Here is a 19173-nt window from a genome sequence, read left to right as displayed (position 1 = left end):
AGACCAAGCAGGCGTCTGGGTTGCGCTTCAAGTCCCCTGGCAGGGCAATGCGTGACGAATAGACGGAATTTCTCCGAACGCGTAGAGAGCGGTGGTGGAATGCGGCACAAGGGTGCATCGATGGATGACGCGATAAGAAGAGTGCGAGCCTTCTCCGCGGTCTCGATCGCCGGAGGGATCTGTGCGTGCGTTGCAGGAATCCTTACTGGCGATGTCGTGCCGATCCTGCTCGGAGTGATCGCGGCAGTCAGTGGAGCGGTTCTGGCGGTCTTCGCCTTCCTGGCCCGTCGGAAGACTCGTTCCTGACGGAGCGGTTCCCCGCACCTCAGCGTCCAGGACGAGGCTCTCGGATGCGACCGGAGGCAATCAGAGGCATGGCCATTCACCGTCAGCGAGCGGCTCGAACCCAGTAGGTTCGCGACCGTGCATCGTCCTGTCCGCGTAAGCGAATCAAGCCCATCTAATCCGTCGGAAGGCATGTGGGGTGACCGTGCTGAGCGGCTGTTCGCAGTGCGGTGACGACAGCGGTGATCGTGGGGTTCGCCGTGTTGGTGTGGCGGGTCGCGGCGAACAGCGAGCGGTGGATCGGGTGGTCCTCGATGGGTGAGGTGTGGATCCCGGTTGTGGTCGGGTCGATGGCGGTTCGGGGGATGAGCGCGGTGGCTAGGCCGGCCCGGGCGAGGGTGAGTTGGGCCGCGATGTCGGTGGTGACGTAAGGCGTTGAGGGCGCGAACCCGGCTTGTCGGCAGGCCTGGAGGATGGCTTGCCCGCAGTCCGTGGTCGGCGGTGGCACGACGAGGCGGTGCGTGGCCAGTTCCCGCAGGGAGACGGGGCGTTCGCCTGTCCGGTCTGCCGCGGTGACGATGAGCAGCGGATCGTCCAGCAGTGGGTAGGTGTCGACGTCCCGGGGTGTGGCATCGGGCAGGTGGTGGTAGCGCTGGCCGAGCACCACGTCGACGGTGCCCAGTGGCAGTTCCCGTAGTTGCGCCTGGTCGGTCACCAGGCAGGTGACGGTGAGCTGCGGGTGCTGTGAGGCCAGTGAGGTCAGCGCCGGAGTCACGATGCGGGCGATGGTCGACGGCAGCGCGGCGAGGGTGGCGGTGGGGCCGACCGTGCCCCTGACCGCCGCGACGGCGTTCTCGGCTTCCTGTACGGCGCCGAAGATCCGGTCGGCGTGTTCGACGAGCACCCGTCCCGCCTCGGTCAACGCCACGGTGCGCCCGTCGGGGCGCAGCAGATCGACTCCCATTTCGCGCCGCAGCGCGGCCAGTTGCTGGGACACGGCTCCGGCGGTCAGGTCGAGTGACTGCGCGGCTGCCGCGATGGAGCCACGGGCGACGACGGTTCTGAGTGTGTGCAGACGGCGGATGTCGAGCATGAGTCGATAGACTAGCTAAAGGGTCAGGTGAGGAAACATCCTCTTGTTCTATCGAGTCGTCGTGGGCGACCTTGGGCGCATGGAGATCTTCGACTGCATCGACGCGGTGGCCCGGCCCCTTCACGACTTCGGTGACGAGTTCATGTCCGACGAAGCGACCAGCGCGATCGGCCTGCGAGCCGGGTTTCCTCCGGGGCGCGGCTTCTACTGCCGCGGCCGGTTCGGGGTGCTCGGCGAAGTGCCGCTCCCGGTGGTGCAAGCGGTCCAGGGCTTCCTCGGCCCCGGCCTGATCTCCGCAGGCTGGCTCGCCGGACGGTCCGTGATGCCGGCGGAGGCCGCCGCCGCTTGCTACGCCCAGGCGATCTGGCAGTGGGGACGCGCCCACATTCCCGGTGACGTCGACGTGGAGCACTTCAACCGGCTGGCGCAGCAGCTGATCGACGCCGCCGACGCGGACGCGCTCCCGCTGTTCGCCGGCTGGCGCGCACAGCCTTACCCCGACCAGGACCCGGTCGGCGCGGCCATGCAGCGCGTCCACGTGCTGCGAGAGCACCGTGGGGCGTGCCATCTGGCCGCGGTACGTCTGTCGGGGCTGACCGCCCAGGCGGCCATGGTCATCAACCTCGGCACCGAACAGGCGGCCCACTACGGCTGGGAAGCATCCCACCCCGCGACGGCGACCCTGCTCCCGCGATGGCAGCGTGCCGAGCGACTCACCACGGAGCTGCAGGCGCCGCTCTACGCCACCCTGACCAGTCGGCAGCGCACCGAATTCGCCCGACTCGTAGGCGGGTTGACCATGGCGTCACCCCTGACTCGGTAGAAGCGCTGTCGCGGCAGCCGACCGTGAGCACGACTTCGGTCAGGCGTCCCACGGCCGCGGTGATCGGCTCGCCGGTCCTGCCCACCAGCTTGATCGCGATGCCGAAGACAACGGCCAGGAAGATCACCTGGAGGATCTTCCCTTCGACGAACGGGCCGAAGAAACTGTCCGGGACGATGTTGGTGAGGAACTCCCACCAGTGCTGGTGTTCGCCCTGCTCGACGTACTGGCTCGCGTCGCCCGAGGTCTGGAGCGTCGAGGGGTCGGCGTGCACACCGTCTCCGAGCCGGAAGACGTTGATCGCCACCAGGCCCGTCAGCAGGGCCACGATCGTGCCCACCTGGAAGTAGGTCAGCGCCTTGATCCCGGTGCGGCCGACCTTCTTCAGGTCCGCGACGCCGGCGATGCCGCCGATGATCGTCAGGAAGACGATCGGTCCGATCAGCATCTTCATCGCGGTGATGAACGTCGTGCCGATCGGCTCCATGTCGGTGGCCAGATCAGGCCACTTCCAGCCGAGCACGATACCGATCACGATCGCCACCAGCACCTGGACGTACAACTGCCGGTACCACGGCTTCGCCGCGATACGCGCGGCCTGTTCGGCTCGTCCGTTGCCCGGGGTATGCGTCATTGCAACCTCCCTGATCGCGCGACACCGAGCCCCATCGGTCCGCGCCGGCTTTGGGCCACAGTGAACCCGGGGCCGGCGCGGAGGGTCCACGACCAAAAATCGATGCCCCGTATAGGTGTGGCCTATCGATCCCTTTGCCTGGTCGCGGAGGGCGCGTCCGTCACCTCATCGGCATCCTCACCGGTCCGGGCAGTCGCAGATGCTCGCCCTGGAACCGCGTCCGCAGGGCGCGGTCGTGGGTGACCAGCACGATCGCTCCCGGATAGCCGGTGAGCGCCTCCTGCAGTTCCTCGACCAGCGCCGGGGAGAGATGGTTCGTCGGCTCGTCGAGCAGCAGGAGCTCGGCGGGCTGCGAGACCAGCCGCGCCAGATCCACGCGGCGGCGCTGGCCGTACGACAACTCACCCATGCGCAAGCGCAGTTGTTCCGGGTCGAAGAGGCCGAGGGACAGCAGGGCGTCCGCGTGCTCGTCGGCGGAGCCCGCGCGTCTGAGCCCGAATGCCTCGGTCACCGTCAGGCCCGGTGGCCATGGCGTCTCGTCCTGGCGCAGATGCCCCACCCGGCCCGGCACCTGGACCGAGCCCTCGTCCGGTCGCAGCTCACCGGCGAGGAGCCGCAGCAGCGTGGTCTTGCCGGCGCCGTTGGGACCGGTGACCAGGAGGCGGGCGCTGCGGCCGAGGGTGAGGGAGTCCAGGTGGAGGCGGTCTTCGACGCGTACGTCCGACAGCTCGACGGCGGGGAGTTCCGCGGTTTGCCCCGTCGTTGCCATCTGCGCCCGGAAGACCAGTGGGTCCGGTGGCGGCGCCACGGGGTTCGCGGTCAGCCTCTCGACCCGCTCGCGGGCGTTGCGGATACGGGCCATCGCACCGTGGGCGCGGCCGCGGGTGCGGAAGCCGCCGTGGCCGAAGTTGGCCAGCGGTGCCTTGCGCGGAATGGCGTCGAGGCCGATGGCGTGGCCGGCGGCCAGCCGTTCGTTGCGGGCCAGCTCGTCGCGCCATCGCCCGTACTCCTGGAGCCGGCGGTGGCGCTGCGCCGCCTTCGCCGTGCGGTAGCCGGCATAGCCGTCGCCGTAGCGGGTGACCTTCCCGGCTTCGGCCTCCAGGACCGTGGTCGTCAGGCGTTCCAGGAAGACGCGGTCGTGGGTGACCGCGAGCACCGTGCCGTGGTGCGCCCGCAGTTGGGCCTCCAGCCACTCGACCGCCTGGTCGTCCAGGTCGTTCGTCGGCTCGTCCAGGAGCAGCAGTTCGGGGCGGCCGGCGAGGACACCGGCCAGGGCAAGCCGGGAGCGTTCGCCGCCGGACAGGGTGCCGAGCGGGCGCTCCCGGGGGAGGGCGGGCAGGCCGAGGTGGTGCAGGGCGATGTCCACCCGGTGGTCGGCGTCGTAGCCGCCCCGGGCCTCGTAGCGCCCGAGGAGGTGGGCGTACGCGGCGAGTTCCGCCGGGTCCGCGGTGTCGTCCATAACCTGTTCGGTCTGGCGCAGTTCCGCCTCCAGGGCACGCAGGTCGGCAAGGGCCAGGTCGACGGCGTCCTGGACGGTGGCGGTCGGGGGCAGGGAGAGGCTCTGCGGCAGATAGCCGATGCCGTCGGTGGCGGTCACGGTCAACTCGCCGCTGTCGGGCCTCTCCTGGCCTGCAATGAGCCGGAGGAGGGTGGACTTCCCGGCGCCGTTGTCGCCGATGAGCCCGGCTTTCTCGCCCGGCTTGAGTGTGAAGGAGACCTGGTCGAGGACGGTGCGGCCGGGGTAGCGCTTGGTGACGTGGTGAAGGGTGAGTTGTGAGGTGTGCACGATCGGGTCCCTCCTGGCCGCGCGGGTTTCAGCCCGGGGCGGGATCGGGGTGGATGGCTGCACGCGAGGCGCGCGATCGCGGAGCGGTGCTCTACGCGGTCGGCGCCGGCTGTCTCACAGGGAACCCATGTGGAGGACGGTACGGCACGACGGCGAGATTGACAAGACGATACGTCTCGCCTTGTTGGATGTCTCTGACGTGGGCGACCCCGCAGGGGCGTGCGGGGCCGGCCCACGCCATCTCCGGCATGGTCTTCCGGGCCCCGCCGAGGGTCCCATGGGCCGTGCGGGCGGGAAGCGGGGCCGAACGGCCCTGGCGGAAACGGCCCCGCGCGACAACGTCGGCCCGCGGTCAGTGCCCGAGCCGTCCGATCGTGACGTACGAGAATCCCTCGCCCGTGCGTGGCGCCCGGGTCCAGGAGCGGGTGGTGAAGGTGTGCAGACTGCCTTGGGTCAGCGCGAACCGGGGGAGTGAGAGCCCGAGTTCGGTGTGCAGGGCTTCCAGCGCACGCAGTTCGCAGTCCGGCTCGGTGTCGTCCGGGCGGAACAGCCGTGCGGGATCCAGCGCCTCGGGTATCGCCCCGGAGCGCTCGATCTCCGTGCCCCGCACGGTGAACGCGTAGAGCTCCTCGCCCTGTTCGGCCACCGACAGATGAAACGCGGCTGAGCGCTCACCCGGCGACGAGCTCCTCGGGTCGCGCCACACCACCACCGCGCGGCCGGCCGAAGAGGCCCTTTGGACGGGGGACAGGAACAGCTTGTTCAGGTGGCGGTGGGAGTGGCCGTCGAAGGCGAAGGCCCACCCTTCGGCGGTGCGACCGACCGCGACCACGGCCCGGTCCTCCCAGAGTTCCACGCCTTCCCGCTCATGGGGCTTGGGTGCCTGCCAGGACGCCCTGCGCGGATCCGTGGGGCCGCTCAGTTCGGCGCCTTCCTCACCGATCAGGGCGGGCAGGCCGGCGGGGTCGATCCCCTCGACCCACACGCAGCGGTATCCGTCCACCGGCTGCCGGTTCGCCGCGGTCTCCGCCAGCCACGCGAGACCCGGCGGGTCGAGATCGGGCACCGGCTCCGGAACGGGTCCCGTCTGCCCGGCCCGCGGTGTCGCGAGGATCTCCCGCCCGCGCTCCGGTGTGACCAGCGGACCCAGGACCGGATCGGCGAGCAGGCCGATCGGGGCGAGCAGCGCGGGCCCGGGTGTCTCCCACCGGGGAAGCGCGTCCCGCAGCAGCCGCCACGCGGCGTCGGTCGCTCCCCAGCGGGCCGCCTCCCGGGCCTGGGCGACAGCCCGCCCCCATGGACCGGGAGGCGCGTAGTGATGGGTGCCGTCCCGCAGCGCGCCCAGTACGGCCTGGGCGGTCCGGCGGGCTGCCCCGCGCGCGGCCATCATCCCGAGCCAGTGGTCGTCCCCGCCCAGCCGCCACTCGCCGCGTGCCGGCGTCATGGCCTCCACGGGCAGAATCTCGGCCAGGTAGCGCGGATCGTCGACCAGGCTGCCGTAATCCCGGGGGCTGCGCGGAGCCAGCAGGTGCCGGAGCTGGTTCAGCAGGACGACGCTGCCTGGCCGTCCGAAGGACCGCGCCTCCTCCAGCAGGGACAGCGCCACCTCGTACCGTCCCTGCAGGGCCAGCAGGACAGCGTCCTTCACGTGGGTGTCCTGGACGCGCGTGGTCGCGTTCACGAAGTCGGATCTGTGCGCCCGGTCGGCATGGAAGCCCCGGTACATGGCCTCCATGTACGCGCGGAACGACGGGTAGCGGTCCGGCAGTTCACCGCCCCAGCCCTTGTAGACATAGAGCGCCCACTCGCCGTCCTGGTCGGTGTCGCCCGGGTCGAGCAGCGCGTGCGACATGTCGGAGTCCGTCTCCAGCCGCAGCGCCCGTTGCCACATCCCGGCCAGCAGGACGTCCTCCTCGCGCGGGTTGTCGCCGAGATTCTCCTCGTACAGCGGGGTCATGTCGTACGGGTCGCGGAACCAGTCGATGTCCGCGGCGCCGCCGAGCTGATAGACCCCGGCCGTCTGGTCGACGTGCCACCCGTCGCTCACGGCCAGGAACTCCCGGTACGAGGCCGGCAGCCGTCGCCCCAGCCGCTCCTCGGCCGCGGCGATCACCGCCTCGTCCGCCCCGGGCCGGCCCAGGCCCGGGGTCTGCCCGTCGTCCTCGTCCTCGTCCAGGTCGTCGCGCGGGACCCACTCCTCCTGCCAACGTCCCAGGAACTCGAGCCAGTTGAAAGCCTCACCACTCATGCCCGGATGGTGTCATCCGGCACTGACAACGTCTGGTGCCACCTCCGGGCACCTGGGCGGGGGTCACCACCCGGTGCGCAGCAGATGGTTGAGGAGCAGGGCGAGCAGCGCCTGGGCGGCGAGCCAGGCACGGGGGTGGGGGAGGAACGCGCACGCCGGGTACAGCCACAGCGCGAAGGGCAGCCAGATGCGTTCCGTCTCCGCCTTGCTCATGCCGGACAGGTCGGCGACCAGCAGGGCGGCAAGCGCGGCGGCCACGAGAACGCCGAGGCGGACGTCGGCACGGCTGCCGGTGCGATGCCGCAGCAGGAGCGCGCCCGTCCGCCGCAGGCCCGCCGCCGTCGCCAGGCCGGTCACCAGCACCGCGCACGCCAGGTTGGCCCACACCCAGTAGCCGTAGGGGCGGATGCCGCCCGCGCCTTGGTAGTAGCGCGTGACCAGCAGGTGGTACGCCTCCCACCAGTCGAACCCGGCGAACGTGAACGCCGCCGGCACCACGGCCGCTCCGGCGAGCAGCGGCACCAACACGGCCGGGCGCTCCCGGAGTTCCCGTCTTCCGAGCACCAGCACCGCGGCCCCGATCAGCGCGACGAGCGTCAGACCGTAGGACAGATAGCAGGTCAGGCCGAACAGCAGCCCCGAACCCCCCGCCCACCCCAGGGACCGCCGGGTGATCGCCAGGGCCAGCAGTGCCACCGCCCAGGCGGCCACCGCCGCGAAGTACGCGTCGGCCGAGGTGCCCATCCACACGGCGGCCGGCGCCAGGACCAGGAACGGTGCGGCGTGCCGCGCCCGCCGTTCGTCGGCCAGCGCGCGGATCGTGACCAGTACGGCCACGCAGGCGGCCGCCCCGACCGTGATGCACCACCCCCCGGCCCAGCCCCCGCCCCGCAGCCCGATCCGGTCCAGCAGGACGAAGGTGAGCGTCGCGCCGGGCGGATGGCCGGCGACGTGGGCGGGCCAGTGATCGGGGGAGCCGAGCAGGATGTGGTGCGTGAAGTCCCGCAGGGCGGCGGGGATGTCGTGGAAGCGGTCGATGACCTGGAGGTACTCGTAGCGCGTGGTGAGCCTGCGCGCGACGCCCCGGTGCCAGCCGTCGATCAGGGCGAGGGACCAGATCCACGCCATGGCCGTGGCCCAGGCCAGCGGGAGCAGGGCACGGAAGGGGAGACGGGCTGCGAGAGCGGGGCCGTACACCACGGTGGCGGTCGCCACGAGGACGGCGGCCGGGGTGCCGGGGCCCAGATGAGGGTCCCAGAACGCCAGGAGCGGGGGCCAGTCGACGAACAGGGTGTGGTGCGTGTGCTGGATGTGGCGGCCGATGAGCACGGCGGTGGTCACCAGCGCCGCGGCGGCCCCGGCGGCGTACAGGTCACGGCGAAGGGAGCGGGTCACGCGGAGAACGCTAGGCGGGCCGGTCGGCCGTTTGCCGTCTCCCGGGCCGGACGTCAGCGTTTCGTCATGGGTTGCGCACCCTTTCATGGGGTGCTCCGGGCCTACGGTCGGGCCATGCGCGACCCCGACATCCCACGCCTTTCCCTGCGAGCGGACCCACGGCTGCCGTCCTCGCCCGGTTTCTGGCGCAGTGCGCTGCGCGGCCCCTGGCTCACCTCGGTGCTGGGTCTGGTCCTGCTCGTCGGCATCACGGTGCTGTTCGTGACGGGACTGGTCTCCTACGCCGCCTACAACCCGGACCTGTCGCCGGTGAACGACAAGACCCCGGACAAGGGGTTCCTCGGCTTCTACCTCTTCTCCTGGCCGACCGGCCCGCACTGGCTGTACCGGCTCAACCAGGGCGTCCATGTCACCCTCGGCGTCACCCTGATCCCCGTACTGCTGGCCAAGCTGTGGTCGGTGGTGCCCAGGCTGTTCACCCTGCCGCCGGCTCGTTCCCTCACTCACGCCCTGGAGCGGATCTCGCTGCTGCTCCTGGTCGGGGGAGGGCTGTTCGAGTTCGTGACGGGCGTGCTCAACGTCCAGCTCGACTACGTCTTCCCCGGCTCCTTCTACCGGCTGCACTTCTACGGCGCCTGGGTGTTCTTCGCCGCGTTCGCAGCGCACGCGGTGCTGAAGCTGCCGACGGCGCTGCGGAATCTGCGGCAGCTGCGGGAGGAGCGCAACGACCTGGTCTCCCCGCGCCCCACCGAGCCGACCGTCTCCCGCCGGGGCGCCCTGTGGTTCGTCGGGGGAGGCTCCCTGCTGCTGTTCGCCACCACGGTGGGGCAGAACTTCGACGGACCGCTGCGGCGCACCGCCCTGCTCGCACCGCACGGCGCCGGTGAGCCCGGCAGCGGCCCGAACGGCTTCCAGATCAACAAGACCGCCGCCTACGCCGGGATCACCCCCGCACAGACGGGGGAGGACGCGTGGCGGCTCGTCGTCACGGGGCGGACGGGCACCGTCCGCCTCAGCCGGGCACAGCTCGCCGAACTGCCCCTGCACAGCGCCGCGTTGCCCATCGCCTGCGTCGAGGGCTGGTCGACCTCCGACCAGTGGTGGCGCGGAGTGCGGCTGCGCGACCTGGCGGCGCTCGTCGGTTACGAGGACGACCCGCCGGACGTCTTCGTCGAATCCCTCCAGCAGCGCGGATCGTTCCGCAAAGCGGCCCTGCGCGCCAACCAGGTGGCCGATCCGCGGTCCCTGCTCGCCCTGTACGTCAACGGCGAGGAGCTGTCCCCCGACCACGGCCACCCGGCCCGGATCATCGTGCCCGCCGCGCCCGGTGTCCTGAACACCAAGTGGGTGGCCCGGCTGACGTTCGGAGACCTGTGATGCGCCGACCGCGGATTCCTGTCGGAAGCCCCTTTCAACTCCTGCTGCTCGCTTGCTCGTTCGCACTCGCCGCATATGCGGGTGTGCGGCTCCTCGACGGCGACTGGTTCGGTGTGGCGCTGTGGTTGGTCGGGGCGGCCCTGCTGCACGACCTGGTGCTGCTGCCGCTGTACGCGGTGCTCGACGGGGCGCTGGTCCGCGGGCTCGGCGCGGCCGGCCGCCGCGCGTGGGTGATGTACGTGCGAGTGCCGGCCGCGCTGTCCGCGCTGCTTCTGCTGGTGTGGTTCCCGCTGATCAGCGGGATGGTGGACCGGCGTTACCGATCCGCCACCGGTCTGTCGCCGGACGGCTTCGCGGCGCGTTGGCTGCTGATCACCGCCGTGCTGTTCGCAGGGTCGGCGCTGTTGCTGGCGCTACGGCTGCGCAGCGCCGCGAAGCACCGTCCGCCCGCGGTCCACTGACCGGCACGCCGCCAGCCCTGCGCGTGCGCGAGCAGGGCCCGCGTGCCGACCCTGGCCCAGGGGAAGGGGAGGTCGGCCTCGCCGCTGTCGACGAGGCCGACGACCGCCACCTGCACACGCTCGTCGACCTCCACCGGTGCGGTCTCCGCGATCAGCAGGCCGCCGGGCCTCAGGAGAGCGGCCACCCGGTCCAGCAGGGCACGAGGGTCACCGCCGATACCAACGTTGCCGTCCATGAGCAGGACGGTGTCCCAACGGCCCTCGCCGGGCAGCGCCTCGAAGACCGAGCGCCGCAGTGCCTGACCGCCGAGGCGCACAGTGTGCTCGACAGCGGCCTGGCTGACGTCGATGCCGAGGACGGCCCGGCCCCGGCCGGCGAGTTCCGCCACCAGCCGTCCGGGGCCGCAGCCCACGTCCAGCACATTGCCCTCGCACCGGTCGAGCACGTCCCGGTCCACCTCGTCGGCGCGTGCGCACCAGCGTTCCACCTCCAGCGGCAGCAGCCAGCCGTCGTCGCGGCGCAAAAACAGCGGGCCGCGCCCGGTGCGAAGAGCCGCGGCGTAGGGATCGGCACTCGCCCATGCGCGAGCCGTGACGGGCGGGCTGCTCATCGGCGGGTGCCAGAACGCGCGGCGGACCCGGTACCTGACGGCGCCCCGGGCCCCGCAGCGGTTGGTGCGCACCGGGCCAGCCGCGCCGCGAACCGTCCGTGCGGGGCGAGGGCGGCGACCGCCTCGGCGTCGGCGGCGGTGTCCACGTCCCGCAGCCGGGGCAGGTCCCGTACCCGCAGTCCGGCCGCGATGAGCCGCTCGCGCTGCACCGCCCCGGTCACCGGGGTCGACATGGGCACACCCCGCAGCAGGTCGGGGTCGGGCCTGGCCATTCCCAGCGCCCAGAAGCCGCCGTCCTCGGCCGGACCGAACAGGGCGTCGCAGTCGGCGAAGTCCGCGGCGAGCAGTGCGGGGGTCACCTGAGGCGTGTCCATGCCGATGAGCAGGGCCGGACCCGCACAGTGCGCGAAGGCGTCCGCCAGCCGCTCGTCCAGAGGGCCCGCGCACTGCCGTACGACATCGAAGCCGGGCGGCAGCCAGGGTCCGGGCCTCCCGTCCAGGACGAGAAGGCGACGGGAAGCGGGCGTGGCCGCCACGGCGCGCAGGGTGTCCGCGAGAGACGCCTCGGCCAGTGCCGCCGCCTGGCGGGGCGAGAACGGCGGGGTCAGCCGGGTCTTCACCCGCCCCGGCAGGGGTTCCTTGGCGATGACGAGGAGTGTGGTCACCGTGCGGTCCTCCCGTCGGCCAGCACCCGGCTCATGTCCCGCACGGCCTGCCAGGTGCCGCGCCAGGTGCCCGTCACCTTCGAGGCCCCGGTGCGCGGCAGATAGGGCACGTCGTGTTCGGTGATCCGCCAGCCGGCGTCGGCGGCGCGAACGACCATCTGGAGCGGGTAACCGCTGCGCCGGTCGGTGAGATCGAGGTCGAGCAGCGGCTTCCGGCGGGCGGCGCGCAGCGGGCCGAGGTCGTGCAGGCGCAGCCCGGTGCGGCGGCGCAGCATGCGGGCGAGCGCGAGGTTGCCGGCACGGGCGTGTGCGGGCCACGCGCCCCGGCCCTGCGGACGGCGCCGGCCGAGGACCAGGTCGGCCTCGCCGTTGAGGATCTCTTCGACGAAGGGTCCGAGGAGCGAGGGGTCCAGGGAGGCGTCGCAGTCGCAGAAACACACCAGGTCGGCGGTGGCGGCGACGAGCCCGGCGTGGCAGGCGGCGCCGAAGCCCCGGCGCGGCTCGTGCACGACGGTCGCGCCGAGCGCGTCGGCGATGTGGGCGGAGCCGTCGGTGGAACCGTTGTCGACGACGAGGGCGCGCCAGCCCGGCGGGATCCGTTCGAGCACCCAGGGCAGGGCCTTGGCCTCGTTCAGACAGGGCAGCACCACGTCGACGTCGGAAGGTGTCGTTGTCACCGTTTCACCCTACGAACGGGAATCGGGCATAGCGGACACCTGCTCCTTACGAAACGCGGACATCGAAGGCCGCGGAGGCGCCCGGCACGTCAACGGCGGCGGCGTGGTGCCAGGCTGGGGGCATGCAGCAGCCCTACCAGCACGAAGAGAGCGCGAGCGGTCCCACCCGGATCCTCGTGGTCGACGACGACCCCACCGTCGCCGAGGTCGTCGCCGGGTACCTCGACCGGGCCGGCTATCTCGTCGACCGCGCCGACGACGGTCCGACGGCCCTCGACCGTGCCGCCGCGCACTGGCCCGACCTGGTCGTGCTCGATCTCATGCTGCCCGGCATGGACGGCCTGGAGGTCTGCCGCCGGATGCGCGGCCAGGGGCCGGTCCCGGTCATCATGCTCACTGCCCGCGGCGACGAGGACGACCGCATCCTGGGCCTGGAAGTGGGCGCCGACGACTACGTCACCAAGCCGTTCAGCCCCCGCGAGCTGGTGCTGCGCGTGGAGTCGGTACTGCGTCGCAGCAGGCCCGCCACCGGCGGCGCACGGCTGGGCGCGGCGGGCCTGACGGTCGATCCCGCGGCCCGCCGGGCGTCCAAGGACGACAACGAACTCGCCCTCACCCTGCGGGAGTTCGACCTGCTCTCCTACTTCCTGCGGCATCCGGGAAGGGCGTTCAGCCGGGAGGACCTGATGCGCGAGGTGTGGGGCTGGGACTTCGGCGATCTGTCGACCGTCACCGTCCACGTCCGCCGTCTGCGCGGCAAGGTCGAGGACGACCCGGCCCGCCCCCGCCTGATCCAGACGGTGTGGGGCGTCGGCTACCGCTTCGATCCCACGGGAACCACGCAATCCACGGGGGAGGAGAGCGGATCATGAACGACACGCTGCTGATAGCCCTGTACGCCTTCGCCGGCGCCGCCGCCACCGGGCTGGCCGGAGCGGCCGTACTGCGCGTGGTCCGGCGCCGCTCCCTGACCGCGTCCCTGGCCGTGGTGGCGGCCGTCGGGATCGTCGCGATGCTGGCGGGCACGCTCGCCGTGGCCTGGGCGATGTTCCTGTCCCCGCACGACCTGACCGTCGTCACGACGGTCGTCGCGATGGCGGCCGTGGTCTCGCTGGCCACCGCTCTCCTCCTGGGCCGCTGGGTGGTCGCGCGCAGCCGTGAACTCGCTGCTGCGGCACGCTCCTTCGGCGACGGCGGGGACTTCGCCGCCCCCGACGTCCCCGCGACCGCCGAACTGGAGCACCTGAGCCGGGAGTTGGCGGCCACCAGCGCCAAGCTCGCCGAATCCCGTGAACGGGAAAGGGCGTTGGAGGCGTCCCGGCGTGAACTCGTCGCGTGGATCTCGCACGATCTGCGCACCCCGCTGGCCGGTCTGCGCGCCATGTCGGAGGCGCTGGAGGACGGAGTCGCCGCCGACCCCACCCGCTACCTCCGGCAGATGCGCACCGAGGTGGAACGCCTCAACGACATGGTCGGCGACCTCTTCGAACTCTCCCGCATCCACGCCGGCACACTGCCGCTGTCGTACGCCCGGATCTCGCTCTACGACCTGATCGGCGACGCGCTGGCGGGCGCCGACCCGCTCGCCCGGGAACACGGAGTGCGGCTCGTGGGCGGGCATGTCGAGATGCTGCCGGTCGAGGTGGACGCCAAGGAGATGAGCCGGGTCCTGGGCAACCTGCTGGTCAACGCCATTCGCCGGACCCCGGCCGACGGTACGGTCGCCGTCGCTGCCGAGCGCTCGCCCGAGGGAGTGGTGGTGTCGGTGACGGACGGCTGCGGCGGTATCCCCGACGAGGACCTCTCCCGCGTCTTCGACACCGGCTGGCGCGGCACGCACGCCCGCACACCGCCGGCCGGAGCGGGCCTCGGGCTCGCCATCGTCCGGGGGATCGTCGAGGCCCACCAGGGGCGGGCCACCGTACGCAACATCCCCGGCGGCTGCCGCTTCGAGGTGGTGCTGCCCGCCGCCGCTTCCTGATGCGGGCAGCACCACCGGTCTGTGGCACCGCAGTTCTACACGGTGCGCATCCCGGCCCGCGCGAACTCCGCCATTCCGTCTCCGAACGCGACCTCCGGCTTCCACCCCAGATCGGCCCGCAGCCGCGCGGAGTCGGCGGTGATGTGCCGTACGTCCCCGAGCCGGTACTCGCCCGTGACGACCGGCTCGGGCCCGCCGTACGCGGCGGCCAGGGCCCGCGCCATCTCGCCCACGGTGTGCGGGTCACCGCTGCCCGTGTTGTACACCGTCAGCACGCCCGCGGCCGACGACGCCTCCAGCGCCGCCACGTTGGCCGCCGCCACGTCCCGCACATGCACGAAGTCCCGGCGCTGTGCCCCGTCCTCGAACACCCGCGGTCCCTCGCCGCGGGCGAGCGCGGACCGGAAGAACGAGGCCACCCCGGCGTACGGCGTATCCCTGGGCATGCCCGGCCCGTAGACGTTGTGATAGCGCAACGACACCGCCGAGCCGCCGGTGCAGCGGGCCCAGGCGACGGCCAGGTGCTCCTGGGCGAGCTTGGTCGTCGCGTACACGTTCCGCGGATCGGTCGCGGTGCCCTCGCCGACCAGACCCGGGGAGAGGTCCGCCCCGCACACCGGACACGGCGGCTCGAACCGCCCGGCGTCCAGGTCGGCGACGGCACGCGGCCCGGGCCGTACGACACCGTGCCGCGGGCACTCGTAGCGCCCCTCCCCGTAGACCACCATCGACCCGGCGAGCACAAGCCGCCCGATGCCGGCCTCCGCCATGGCGGCGAGCAGCACGGCGGTACCGAGGTCGTTGTGCGCCACGTACTGCGCCGCGTCAGCGACACCGTTGCCGAGCCCGACCATGGCCGCCTGATGGCAGACGGCGTCCACGCCGGCGAGCGCGCGGGCGACCGCAGCCGGATCGCGTACGTCGGCGCCGGGATCCGCCCGGACGTCGTACACGATCGGCTCGTGCCCGTGCGCCGCCAGCGCCTCGACGACATGGGACCCGATGAACCCGGCACCGCCGGTGACCAGTACACGCATACGGCCACGCTAGGTCCGGCGGCGCGCGCAAGGGCGGGAGCGCGCCCGCACGTCACGACTCCGTAAGAAGCCGAGGCGGCGTCAGAGCAGGGCCTCTGCCGTGATGGGCAGTTCACGCACCCGGCGGCCGGTGGCGTTGAACACCGCGTTGGCGATGGCGGGCGCCACGCCGCAGATCACCAGCTCGGCAAGGCCCTTCACGCCGAGCGCGTCGGCGTGCGTGTCCTCGCCGTCGAGGTAGATCGCCCTGAGATCGGGGACGTCGGCGTTGACCGGGACCAGGTAGTCGGCGAGGTTGGCGTTGACGATCCGGCCGTCACGGTGGTCGGTGACCGTGTGCTCCAGCAGGGCCGCGCCGATGCCGCCCACCATGCCGCCGAGCGCCTGGCTGTCGGCGAGCTTGGGGCTGATGATGCGGCCCGCGTCGTACACGGACAGCATCCGCCGTACCCGCACCAGACCCAGCGTCGCGTCCACGGCCACCTCGGTGAAGGTGGCGCTGTAGGCGCTGATGGAGAACCGTTCGCCCTGCGGCGGGGAGAAGGAGGTGTTCGCCACGAGCCGCTCCCGGTCGTTACGGGTGAGCAGTCGCCGGTACGTCTCACCGCGTGCCGGGTTCCCCTGCACATGCAGCCGGCCGCCCCGGACCACGATGTCGTCGGCCGGCACCCCGTGCAGCGGCGACTCCTCGTCCTCGACGGCCAGTCGGATCGCCTGCTGCCTGAGCTGGTTGCAGACGTCGAGAGTGGCGGAGCCGACGCTGGCCATGGTCATCGAGCCGCCGTGCGGCGGGGTCTGCGGGTAGCGGGAGTCGCCGAGCCGGAAGTCGACCGCGCGCACGGCGAGCCCGAGCGCGTCGGCGGCCACCTGGGTCTGGGAGGTGTAGGTGCCCGGGCCCATGTCGCTGGTGGCGCACTCGATCACTGCCGTGCCGTCGGCGTTCAGCCGGGCCCGGGACTGCGCCGGGGCGACGCCGGTGTGGTAGACGCCCGAGGCCATGCCCATGCCGATCAGCCAGTCGCCGTCGCGTGTCGAGCGGGGCTTGGGACTGCGGCGGTTCCAGCCGAACTCGCGGGCGCCGGTGGTGTAGCACTCCAGCAGCCGGCGCGTGGAGAACGGCGCGTTGTTCGACGGGTCCTGGGCCGGCTCGTTGCGGCGGCGCAGCTCGATCGGGTCGATGCCGAGCTCGTGGGCGAGTTCGTCCATGGCCGACTCGACGGCGTGGACGGCCGTGGCGGCGCCGGGACCGCGCATCCAGATCGGGCTGTTCACGTCCAGCGGCACCGTCCGATAGGCCTGGCGGACGCTGGGCGTGCTGTAGAGCATCTGGCCGGGTGACATGACGGCCTCGGTGAACGTCTCGAACGACGAGGTCTCCGCGTCGATCCGGTGGTCCGCGGCGACCAGACGGCCGTTGCGGTCGCCGCCGACGCTCAGCCGGTAGTCGTAGGAGGGCCGGAAGCCGGTGCCGAAGTACATCTGCCTGCGGGTCAGGACCAGCTTGACCGGACGGCCCGTCTCCCGTGCGGCCAGCGCGGCGACCACGGTGTGCGGCCAGCAGCGCAGCCCGCTGCCGAAGCCGCCCCCGACGAACGGGTTGATGACCCGCACGGAGTCCATCGGCAGATCGAACACCGTGGAGAGTTCCGTCTGGGTGCCGGGCACCCACTGGGTCTTGTCCCACACGGTCAGCCGGTTGCCGTCCCAGCGGGCGATCGTGGCGTGCGGCTCCATCGGGTTGTGGTGGTTGCGCGCCAGCCGGTAGGTCAGGTCCAGCCGTACGTCGGCGTCGCGCAGTCCGGCTTCCACGTCACCGCGCGCGTAGGTGGCCGGCCGGCCAGGTTCGCCCTCGGTGAGGTCGGTCGAGGGCTGCTCGGCGTCGTAGCCGACCCTCACCAGGCTCGCACCGTGCTGCGCGGCCTCCAGGGTGGTGGCCACCACGACGGCGACCGGGTAGCCGTGGAAGAGCACCCGGTCGTCCTGGAACACCCGCACCTTGCGGCCGGGCAGGTTGTTCGACCCCGGGTTGTCGCGGTACGGCAGTGTCGGCGCGTTGCCGTGATGGATCACCCGCAGCACGCCCGGGTGGGCCTCGGCGTCACCGGTGTCGATGGAGGTGATGCGGCCGCGGCCGATGCTCGCGTCGACGATGACGGCGTGCACCGTCCCCTCGGCGTCGAACTCGGCGGCGTACTTCGCCTGACCCGTGACCTTCAGGCGCCCGTCCACCCGGGACAGCGGCGCACCCACGGCTGCCTGTGGCTGGGGGCTCATTCGGTTCCTCCCACGATGCGCAGCTGGCGTTCGACGGTCCGCCTCAGCAGGGCGACCTTGAAGCGGTTGTGCGTGAGGGGGCGTGTTCCCTCCGCCGCCTTCTCCGCGGCCGCGGTCCACAGGGCGTCCGAGGGCCGTCGGCCGATGAGGGCCCGCTCGACCGCGGGCAGCTTCCAGGGGACGGTGCCCACGCCGCCGGCGGCGACCTTGGCCTCGCGGATCGTTCCACCGCGCATGTGCAGTGCCACGGCCGCCGAGGTGAGCGCGAACTCGTAGGACTGGCGGTCGCGTACCTTCAGATAGCCCGAATTCAGCGGCTGTGGAAGGGCGGGAATCTCCACTGCTGTGATCAACTCGCCTTGCCGGATGGCTTGCTCATGGTGGGGGGTGCTGCCGGGCCGCAGCAGGAAGTCGGCGAACGGCACGCTGCGCTCGCGTCGGTCCGGACCCAGCAGGTGCACGCGCGCCTCCAGTGCCGCGAAGGCCACGGCGACGTCGGAAGGGTGGGTGGCCACGCAGGCGTCGGAGGTGCCCAGGATCGCGTGGGAGCGGTTGACGCCGTGCAGCGCCGCACAACCGGAGCCGGGCTCGCGCTTGTTGCAGTCGGCGCTCACGTCACGGAAGTAGGTGCAGCGGGTGCGCTGCATGATGTTGCCGCCGATGGTGGCCATGTTCCGCAACTGGGCCGAGGCGCTGAGCTCCAGGGCCTCGGAGACGACCGGATAGGCGGCGCGCACCGCGGGGTGGGCGGCGGCCTCGGCCATCCGCACCAGGGAGCCGATACGCAGGCCGCCCTGCTTGGTGACGAGTGCTTCACGCAGCGGCAGGCCGGAGATGTCGACGAGTGTCCCGGGGTGTTCGACGGTCTCGCGCATCAGGTCGACCAGCGTGGTGCCGCCGGCGATGTAACGCCCGCCGTCGCGACCGGCGTTGAGAGCTTCCCCGGTGTCGGAGACACGGGTGTAGGCGAAGGGACGCACAGGCTGTTCCCCTTACTTCCGGGCGGCGGTCTGCTCGACCGCGCGCACGATCTTGACGTAGCAGCCGCAGCGGCAGATGTTGCCGCTCATGTACTCCCGGATCTCCTCCGGGGAGCCGGTGTGGCCCTCCTGGATGCAGCCGACGCCGGACATGATCTGGCCGGGTGTGCAGTAGCCGCACTGGAAGGCGTCCTCGTCGATGAACGCCTGCTGCAGCGGGTGCAGTCGGTCGCCCTTGGCCAGCCCCTCGATCGTGGTGACCTGGGCGCCCTCAAGTCTCACGGCCAGCGTCAGACAGGAGTTGACCCGCTGCCCGTCGACCAGCACGGTGCACGCGCCGCAAGCACCGGCGTTGCAGCCCTTCTTGGAGCCGGTCAGGTCCAGGTGCTCGCGCAGCAGGTCCAGCAGCGAGGTGCGGTTGTCGACCGTCACGGTGCGGCGGGTGCCGTTGACCGTCAGGGAGACGCGGCTGGAGGGCGAGGCGGCCGCGGCACTGGCCTCCTGCGGCCCGGCGAGGAAGGTTCCTCCCGCGACGACGGCGCCGCCGACTGCGGTACTGGTCGCGATGAAGGTGCGCCGCGTGGGCGCCGAGGAGGACTCGTCGGATTCGGCGGGGGGAGGAACAGCGGAATCAGGGAGGTCAAGAGACATAGGTATGCCTTCGCATCACGGACGGATCGGCCATGCGGAACAGCACGGCAGGAGTGGGGGATCGTCGTCGCCGCAGACCTGGCGAGCGCAGGCCCTGCTGTCGATGCGGGAAGTCTTGCATCACGAGCAACGGCTGTGACTGGGAGAGTTTTGTCCCCCCATGGTTTCCTCGACCGCATGGACCGCGGCCGGCGC

16 protein-coding genes are annotated in these 19173 nt (G+C 71.8%); 4 read left to right on the top strand and 12 right to left on the bottom strand.

What is annotated here, in order from left to right; genetic code table 11:
• Positions 1–460: 460 nt before the first annotated feature.
• On the bottom strand, positions 461–1378 hold the full coding sequence (locus tag ACIOHP_RS31060; RefSeq protein WP_401892644.1) for a LysR family transcriptional regulator: 918 nt from the start codon (positions 1376–1378) through the stop codon (positions 461–463).
• Positions 1379–1439: 61 nt separating this feature from the next.
• Here ACIOHP_RS31060 and ACIOHP_RS31055 point away from each other — a divergent pair, with 61 nt between their 5' ends.
• Positions 1440–2201, top strand: a complete 762-nt coding sequence (locus ACIOHP_RS31055) for a hypothetical protein (protein WP_401892641.1) — start codon at positions 1440–1442, stop codon at positions 2199–2201.
• Here the strand turns inward: ACIOHP_RS31055 and ACIOHP_RS31050 are convergent.
• The 4 genes from ACIOHP_RS31050 to ACIOHP_RS31035 form a co-directional block, all read right to left on the bottom strand.
• Positions 2092–2835, bottom strand: coding sequence for a cation:dicarboxylate symporter family transporter (locus ACIOHP_RS31050; protein ID WP_401892638.1), 744 nt, complete (start codon positions 2833–2835; stop codon positions 2092–2094). The two genes, ACIOHP_RS31055 and ACIOHP_RS31050, sit on opposite strands and share 110 nt — an antisense overlap.
• A 160-nt stretch (positions 2836–2995) precedes the next feature.
• Positions 2996–4621, bottom strand: a complete 1626-nt coding sequence (locus ACIOHP_RS31045) for a TlrC/CarA/OleB/SrmB family ABC-F type ribosomal protection protein (RefSeq protein ID WP_401892636.1) — start codon at positions 4619–4621, stop codon at positions 2996–2998.
• A gap of 352 nt (positions 4622–4973) precedes the next feature.
• The gene (locus ACIOHP_RS31040; RefSeq protein WP_401892635.1) at positions 4974–6869 is read right to left on the bottom strand and encodes an SMI1/KNR4 family protein; all 1896 of its coding nucleotides are present in this window, start codon (positions 6867–6869) and stop codon (positions 4974–4976) included.
• A 63-nt stretch (positions 6870–6932) separates the two neighbouring features.
• Positions 6933–8264, bottom strand: a complete 1332-nt coding sequence (locus ACIOHP_RS31035; protein WP_401892633.1) for a hypothetical protein — start codon at positions 8262–8264, stop codon at positions 6933–6935.
• A 114-nt stretch (positions 8265–8378) separates the two neighbouring features.
• On the opposite strand from ACIOHP_RS31035, the gene ACIOHP_RS31030 reads away from it, so the two are divergent.
• On the top strand, positions 8379–9641 hold the full coding sequence (locus tag ACIOHP_RS31030; protein WP_361556270.1) for a molybdopterin-dependent oxidoreductase: 1263 nt from the start codon (positions 8379–8381) through the stop codon (positions 9639–9641).
• 316 nt (positions 9642–9957) lie between these two features.
• On the opposite strand, the gene ACIOHP_RS31025 is transcribed toward ACIOHP_RS31030, so the two are convergent.
• Genes ACIOHP_RS31025 through ACIOHP_RS31015 form a run of 3 tightly spaced genes read right to left on the bottom strand, consistent with a single transcriptional unit; the run spans position 9958 to position 12055 of the window.
• Complete coding sequence (locus tag ACIOHP_RS31025) at positions 9958–10713, bottom strand: class I SAM-dependent methyltransferase (protein WP_401892631.1); 756 nt, start codon at positions 10711–10713, stop codon at positions 9958–9960.
• A complete protein-coding gene (locus tag ACIOHP_RS31020; protein WP_401892629.1) occupies positions 10710–11378 on the bottom strand; it encodes a DUF2064 domain-containing protein in 669 nt (222 codons plus the stop codon). The genes ACIOHP_RS31025 and ACIOHP_RS31020 overlap by 4 nt, the downstream gene beginning before the upstream one ends.
• Positions 11375–12055 carry a glycosyltransferase family 2 protein gene (locus ACIOHP_RS31015; protein ID WP_401892627.1) on the bottom strand — a complete coding sequence of 227 codons (681 nt, stop codon included), beginning with the start codon at positions 12053–12055 and terminating at the stop codon, positions 11375–11377. The genes ACIOHP_RS31020 and ACIOHP_RS31015 overlap by 4 nt, the downstream gene beginning before the upstream one ends.
• A 122-nt stretch (positions 12056–12177) precedes the next feature.
• Between ACIOHP_RS31015 and ACIOHP_RS31010 the strand changes: the two genes are divergently transcribed.
• The gene (locus ACIOHP_RS31010) at positions 12178–12927 is read left to right on the top strand and encodes a response regulator transcription factor (RefSeq protein WP_361556282.1); all 750 of its coding nucleotides are present in this window, start codon (positions 12178–12180) and stop codon (positions 12925–12927) included.
• Entirely contained in the window at positions 12924–14036 is a 1113-nt protein-coding gene (locus ACIOHP_RS31005) for a sensor histidine kinase (protein WP_401892626.1), read from the top strand. Before ACIOHP_RS31010 ends, ACIOHP_RS31005 begins: the two co-directional genes overlap by 4 nt.
• Before the next feature lie 35 nt (positions 14037–14071).
• Here ACIOHP_RS31005 and ACIOHP_RS31000 read toward each other — a convergent pair whose 3' ends face one another.
• From ACIOHP_RS31000 to ACIOHP_RS30985, 4 genes are all read right to left on the bottom strand, one after another.
• Complete coding sequence (locus tag ACIOHP_RS31000; RefSeq protein WP_401892624.1) at positions 14072–15073, bottom strand: NAD-dependent epimerase/dehydratase family protein; 1002 nt, start codon at positions 15071–15073, stop codon at positions 14072–14074.
• Between the two features lie 81 nt (positions 15074–15154).
• Positions 15155–17347 carry a xanthine dehydrogenase family protein molybdopterin-binding subunit gene (locus ACIOHP_RS30995; RefSeq protein WP_401892623.1) on the bottom strand — a complete coding sequence of 731 codons (2193 nt, stop codon included), beginning with the start codon at positions 17345–17347 and terminating at the stop codon, positions 15155–15157.
• Positions 17344–18327, bottom strand: coding sequence for an FAD binding domain-containing protein (locus ACIOHP_RS30990; protein ID WP_401892621.1), 984 nt, complete (start codon positions 18325–18327; stop codon positions 17344–17346). The genes ACIOHP_RS30995 and ACIOHP_RS30990 overlap by 4 nt, the downstream gene beginning before the upstream one ends.
• A gap of 12 nt (positions 18328–18339) precedes the next feature.
• Positions 18340–18978 (bottom strand): (2Fe-2S)-binding protein, encoded by a 639-nt coding sequence (locus ACIOHP_RS30985; RefSeq protein WP_401892619.1) that lies wholly within the window; start codon positions 18976–18978, stop codon positions 18340–18342.
• Positions 18979–19173: the final 195 nt, after the last annotated feature.

The organism is Streptomyces sp. NPDC087859, from assembly GCF_044742595.1.
Lineage (GTDB): Bacteria > Actinomycetota > Actinomycetes > Streptomycetales > Streptomycetaceae > Streptomyces > Streptomyces canus_F.
The sequence above is the reverse complement of the archived record's forward strand: the minus strand, read 5'-3'. Positions and strand labels throughout refer to the sequence as shown.

What these genes read in the sequence shown, in the direction of transcription:
- ACIOHP_RS31060 (WP_401892644.1), bottom strand. Translation starts at nt 1,378, where the DNA reads ATGCTCGACATCCGCCGTCTGCACACACTCAGAACCGTCGTCGCCCGT.
- ACIOHP_RS31050 (WP_401892638.1), bottom strand. Translation starts at nt 2,835, where the DNA reads ATGACGCATACCCCGGGCAACGGACGAGCCGAACAGGCCGCGCGTATC.
- ACIOHP_RS31040 (WP_401892635.1), bottom strand. Translation starts at nt 6,869, where the DNA reads ATGAGTGGTGAGGCTTTCAACTGGCTCGAGTTCCTGGGACGTTGGCAG.
- ACIOHP_RS31030 (WP_361556270.1), top strand. Translation starts at nt 8,379, where the DNA reads ATGCGCGACCCCGACATCCCACGCCTTTCCCTGCGAGCGGACCCACGG.
- ACIOHP_RS31025 (WP_401892631.1), bottom strand. Translation starts at nt 10,713, where the DNA reads ATGAGCAGCCCGCCCGTCACGGCTCGCGCATGGGCGAGTGCCGATCCC.
- ACIOHP_RS31010 (WP_361556282.1), top strand. Translation starts at nt 12,178, where the DNA reads ATGCAGCAGCCCTACCAGCACGAAGAGAGCGCGAGCGGTCCCACCCGG.
- ACIOHP_RS31005 (WP_401892626.1), top strand. Translation starts at nt 12,924, where the DNA reads ATGAACGACACGCTGCTGATAGCCCTGTACGCCTTCGCCGGCGCCGCC.
- ACIOHP_RS31000 (WP_401892624.1), bottom strand. Translation starts at nt 15,073, where the DNA reads ATGCGTGTACTGGTCACCGGCGGTGCCGGGTTCATCGGGTCCCATGTC.
- ACIOHP_RS30995 (WP_401892623.1), bottom strand. Translation starts at nt 17,347, where the DNA reads ATGAGCCCCCAGCCACAGGCAGCCGTGGGTGCGCCGCTGTCCCGGGTG.
- ACIOHP_RS30985 (WP_401892619.1), bottom strand. Translation starts at nt 18,978, where the DNA reads ATGTCTCTTGACCTCCCTGATTCCGCTGTTCCTCCCCCCGCCGAATCC.